The sequence below is a fragment of the Johnsonella ignava ATCC 51276 genome, assembly GCF_000235445.1.
Lineage (GTDB): Bacteria > Bacillota > Clostridia > Lachnospirales > Lachnospiraceae > Johnsonella > Johnsonella ignava.
Map to the genome: position 1 here is coordinate 292,582 of NZ_JH378832.1, position 6,000 is coordinate 298,581.

Annotated in this window: 2 protein-coding genes; both read right to left on the reverse strand. The window is 38.3% G+C overall.

The window, feature by feature from the left end:
- Nucleotides 1–438 precede the first annotated feature (438 nt).
- Nucleotides 439–699 carry a hypothetical protein gene (locus HMPREF9333_RS07190; protein WP_242822325.1) on the reverse strand — a complete coding sequence of 87 codons (261 nt, stop codon included), beginning with the start codon at nt 697–699 and terminating at the stop codon, nt 439–441.
- Nucleotides 700–790: 91 nt separating this feature from the next.
- On the reverse strand, nt 791–5,359 hold the full coding sequence (locus HMPREF9333_RS07195) for an RHS repeat-associated core domain-containing protein (RefSeq protein WP_005540995.1): 4,569 nt from the start codon (nt 5,357–5,359) through the stop codon (nt 791–793).
- Between the last annotated feature and the right edge of the window lie 641 nt (nt 5,360–6,000).

Consider the following 6,000-nt stretch of genomic DNA (forward strand, 5'->3'; position numbering starts at 1 on the left):
AACTCAGCTTTAGCTTTTATAAATTTAGTTTACCCGATGGCGATCCGGTCTAAACTCTAAAAAAGTAATTGAGGATTTAAACTTTTCCGGCTTATTAGCCAATTATTCAGTTCAGATAAGAGAAGAACAGGGTACAATCCCTATCATGATGTATGCTGTAATTACCTACAAGTGGGTTTTGCGTCCAAAAACAAAACAGCATTATAGAAAAATATCCCGGACAAGTTACAAAGCCCAAAAGCCTTATACTTGACGGGATATTTTAATTCTGTGCCGTAGGGATTAAAATTTCTTATTTCCCGACAGCCCCTATATATGTTTTTATATCATTTACCCAAAACTATAAAGAGCCGAATGTTTCCCTTTATAGTTTTAAAAACAAAGCATGAAAACCAATTCACAAAAATCTTGTTTAAGACTTTTTAAGTATTTAATTTTTTAGGGAAGTTTTACCTTCATATCACGGATAATATTTTCATTTTTTTTATATCTTATTCTCCATAGTACAATATTTTGTGTTTCACTGTTATAGCCGAAAATAAGTTCTACCTTTATACCGTTATCCAAAACATACACAGGATGTAACGTTCCATACCCTTCCGATTCATCCGGGGTGCCTAATATTAATAATACTTCATCCAGTGGCTTCAACATCAATGATTCAAATTTATGCTTTGTTGCAGCATCAATTTTATACATATCATACCTTCTATATAAAAATATTAACATAAATAATAACACAAGAAATAAACTTAATGATAACATTTTTATACTCTTTACTTTCATATATTTATTTTTTGCTGATATAATAAAATCCCAAGTCATGTGTATATCCTCTTTTCTTTGCATCTTTTTTAGGATTTTCAACTCCTTTAATAACCTTTGTCGACCCTGGTTTATGCGACCATGTTCCATCACTATCCTGCCGATACCAATGATAGTCATTATTAGGGTTAACTACCAGTAAAACTGCATATCCACTCGATAGGTTCGGATTATACTTTTCAAATTTTAATCCTATTGCCTCTGCATCACCTCTAACCATTTTCAATAATAACTCATCACCCTTATTGCTACTGTTTAATGCATCTGCTAAACTGTATTTTGAATACTGACCACTAAGTAATCCCGGCTGCAGAGCAAAAGCTTTTTCATAATTAGATTCCTCCGACTGTCTTCTCGTATAAAATGGTGTTTTAGTAATTGGGTTTATCACAAGGTCAAAAGCATATGCATAACAATTAGTAGTATCTAAAAAATATTTATTATATTCTTCTGGACTGTGCCTATATGCATAATTACTTGGAATAGGCATATCATCATTTTTCTTTTTAGAATATAATGCACGTTGTTGTCTTTCTGCAAGTATCTGTTCCCTTTCTTCAAAATACCCCGGTGAACATAGACTATGCATTAATCCTCTCGGATCGGTATACCTATTTGGATTCCCCTTACAATACTCATACCAGTTAAGCCCGTCTTTGATAGGATCTATTGATGTAAACCTCTTATCATCAGCTGAGTACATCCTTGCCTTTGCATAGTACAGCCCCGATATATTGTCATATCTGTGCCCCGTATAACTTGGTACTGCCAGTACACTTTTTTCAAATCCGACTTTTGTATATGTATTTACAGCTTCTCCCCATGAATTATAGTATGTTCCGGATACAACCTCACCTTCAGTATCCTTTGCCATAACTGTACTGCCGAGTCTGTCCTTTGTAAGGCAGTACATACGATAGTCTGCATATGTTCCGGCTTCTCCCTCCGGACCGTATACATGAGTGATCTTTTCACCGAAGCCGCCTCCAAATATGTGTTCAATGAAAGGTATGTCTATATCGGATATATAGTTTGGAGTAAAATCCGAATATCCCGATCTTACCAGATGTCCAAGAGCATCATATCTGTAATCAATATCTCCGGCTTTTGTGGACGCCTTTATCATACGTCCGGCTGCACCGTATTTATAGTAGGCGACTGTTTCGCCACCTTCTTTTAAGCTTATAAGGTTTCCTTTTTTGTCATATTCATAATTAAATACTGAATCTGATGTATTTCTTCCTGAAAGTGTGCCTGCAGCAGAGCCTATGCCGAAATCTATACCTGAATCCGGGTTTATACCGGCAGTTGAGCCTGCACTTTGCTTATTTTCTTTTGAAGTACTTTGCACCTTTTTAGTCAGCTGATTTAAGCTGTTATATTCGTAGCGTGTATTTACAGGTGCACTTTTTCCGGATCCCTCCTCATATTCATTTACTATATTTCCGAATCCGTCATAAGAATACCTGCTTCTTTTAGAGTCGGCTCCAAGTATATGCTCCTCTATAAGCCTGTTGTTTTTATCATACTTATATTCGGACTCGATTTTTACACCGCTTAAATTCTCGATCTTATTTTTAAGATTGCCTGTGCTGTCATACTGATATATACCCGACTGTATGCCGTCTATATCAACTTTTACAAGCCTTCCCATAACATCATAGCTTCTTTGCTCAACACTTTTATCAGGCTTTGTAATCCTTGTTATTTCTCCGGCTACATTATACTCATAGGAAAATTTGGATGTATCGTTTTGCATGCCTTTATTTTCTATGCCTGTCATCCTTCCCATACTGTCATAGGTATAGTGTGTTTTCAGCATAAAACCGTCAACCATGGTTACATTGCCGACAGGGTCATATTCATAGCGTACGCTTCCTGAATATGAGCCTGCCTGTGTCATCCTTCCAAGTGCATCACGTGTAAAGTTTGTATTTCCGGTCGGATCCGTATATCCTGTAAGCCTGTTGTCTCCGTCATAGGTAAATGTATTTATACTGCCGTCAGGATAAACCGTCTTTGTAAGGTTTGCATTCGGATCATACTCATATGATGTGATACCGCCCTCTTCATCAGTCTTTTTGATTAGATTGCCGACAGAGTCATATTCATAGGATACCGTATTTCCCATAGCATCCGTTCTTTTTACAGGACGGTCAAGTACATCATACTCATATGATGTGATCTGAGTTTTTTGAGGCTTAGCTTTGGAGTTTTGTATATTTTTAAAACTCTCGGCAAAGCCTGCCGTACCTGCTATGCTATTCATATCCGCCGCTTCCGCTGCACCTTTAATGCCTGACATAACCGGTATACCTGCAAAGGTGGTACTTTCACTGTTTCCCTTAAGTATTATCTTTGTAAGATTTGAATTTTTATCATATTCATAGGATGCCGTGTTTCCGAGGGGATCCTTTTCAAAAGTCTTATTTCCTAAAGCATCATATCCGTATTCCCATCTGTTTCCGGCTTCATCTGTCAGTGCCTCAAGATTTCCCGCTCTGTCATATGAATATATCCTGCTTGTACCGTCAGGATTTATACGGGCACTTATACGGTTTAGAGCATCATATGTATATGAGGTTACATTTCCCATACCGTCGATAACCTTTATAAGGTTAAGGTTTTCGTCATACTCAAAGCTTTTTGTGCTTTCATCGGGATAGGTTATCTTATCAATAACTCCTTCCGTTGTATATGAATACTTTGTGGTATTCCCGGCTTCGTCAGTCCGGGCAGAAAGCCTGTTCGCACCGTCATAGCCGTATTTAACTATGCCTCCTGCGGCATTTGTCTCTTCAGTAAGATTTCCTGCCGGGTCATATGCATATCTGTCATATCCCATAGTACGGTTGGCTTTTGATACAATCCTTCCCGCCCCGTCATATTCACGTTTTGCAGAAATTCCTTTTGCATCAAACTCAATCATAACAACATTTCTGCCGTCATAGCCGTATCTTGTAAGGTTGCCTGCGGCATCATATATCTCTGTTAAATTATCGTTTCGGTCATAATTGAATTTTGTTGTGTTTCCGGCGGCATCCGTCTGACCTGTCAGTCTGCCAAGTCCGTCATAGCTATATGAGGTTACACCGCCCTTTGCATCTGTCTTTGAAGTCAGTCTTCCTGCAAGGTCATATGACATGGAGGTTTTTGCACCTGAAGCATCAATTTTAAAAATCAATCTTCCTGAACTGTCATAACCGTAAGAAGTTGTATTTCCGGCTACATCCGTATCTGAAAGTATCCTTCCCATAGGATCTCTTTTTATTATTTCAGCTCTTCCAAAAGCATCGGTTGTTTTTATAAGATTGCCTGCAGGATCGTACTCATATGATGTCGAATATCCTCTTGCATCGGTTTCTTTTATACGTCTTCCAAGACTGTCATACTCATATGATATTCCCTTTTGTGCTCCGTCATTTATTATGCCTGTAAGCTGTCCGGCTTCATTATAGCTGTATGAAACTCCTGCACCTGAGCCGTCCGACATATGAAGCGGATTTCCTAGTATACCGTATTCAAAGCTGCTTTTATGACCGTTTGCATCCGTTATACCTGTAAGCTTACCGTTTCCGTTATATTCATAAAGTATCTTTGCCCCTGTCGGGTCGGTTACGCTCTCAAGTTTTCCTGCCGCAGTATATGTATATGTCTGTGTATACCCATACATACTTTGTGAAGTAAGCCTGCCTGCCGGATCATAGCTATATGTTGTTGTACTTCCTTCCGGAGCGGTGTAGCTTATTGCATTGCCTTTTTTATCATATGTATACTGCTTTGATATATTTTCAGGAGTATTTTCTGAAATTATATTTTCATCATCATCATATTTAAAATCATATTTATTTCCAAGCGGATCCGTAAATGAAATGATATTTCCGTTTTCATCATAAACCGTCCTTGTTATTGCACCGTCCGCAGTGCTTACCGAAACGGGCTTTGCAGGTATGCTTCCATACTCATATGACGACCATGAATTGTCGGGATATGTTACTTTTATTATATTTCCTGCACTGTCATATTCAAATGATGTAGCCGCTCCGTTTTTATCGCTCTGTCGTATCCTCCTGTTGTTTTCATCATATTCATAAGTCTCGGTTCCCGAATTATCCGTCTGCGAGATTATACGGTTATTTTTATCGTATTTTACAACAACTTCAAGACCGCTGCTTCTTGTATATTTACTTGTTCTTTCAGCCCTGTTATAGCTGTACTCAAACTCTCCCATGCCCTCAACCTTCTGGTGGATTACACGGTTGTAGTTATCATAGGTGTTTGATATATACTCATTTTTATTTAAGTCGGTTACATTTATAAGAAGCCCTTTATTGTCATATGAATACATAAATGAATCGCCATCCGGATTTGTTACTTTTACTAAAAGCCCGTTTTCATCGTATTCATATAAAACCTCCCTTTTGGCATCGTCCTGTACTTTATCTACAAGACCCTGCTCGTTATATGAAAGACTGATCCGTTTTCCGGTTTTTGTGATACTTACAAGTCTGTCGCTCTCATCATAGGCATACATGGTCGGCGGTTCTCCCCACGGATCCGCTTTTATCAGGTTTCCTTTTTTATTAAATGTAAAACTTCCCTGTGAACCTGCTTCAAGTATATATCCGTCATCATTTTTTAAAACCTTCCATGATGAACCTGCCGCAGAGATATATTCCTGCGTATTTCCCGAAGCTTCCTGCTTTGTATTTTCCTGCTCTGTATTTCCTTTTTCTACTTTTTCTTTCTTTGTAAATACGGATTTTCCTCCGCCGGGTGTATATACCGCTATATGAGGATCACGATCTATTAATCTATAATCATGGTCCGTACTCCATCCGTAACCGTGAAGGCTTTTTTCCCTTTCATTTGCACTGCCTAAAGCATATGCAGGGGCACTTTCTTCATTTTCTATATCCCGTATATCCTGTATTTCCCCGTTTTTGCCTAAATCTCCGGTATTATCTATGCTGCCTGTACTGTGTTCATCATCTCCTGCCTTATCAGTTTTTTCCTGATAAATACGAATTTATACCAAACGGCAGAGATTTATTTAAATCCTTTGTATCATTTAAGGCTGAGGCACTGCCGGGTGTAGCAATCCTTCCGGTATATTCAGGAGTTTTATACAGCCTGTTATATGTAAGTCCGCCTCCTCCGGCTATATAAAAGTCC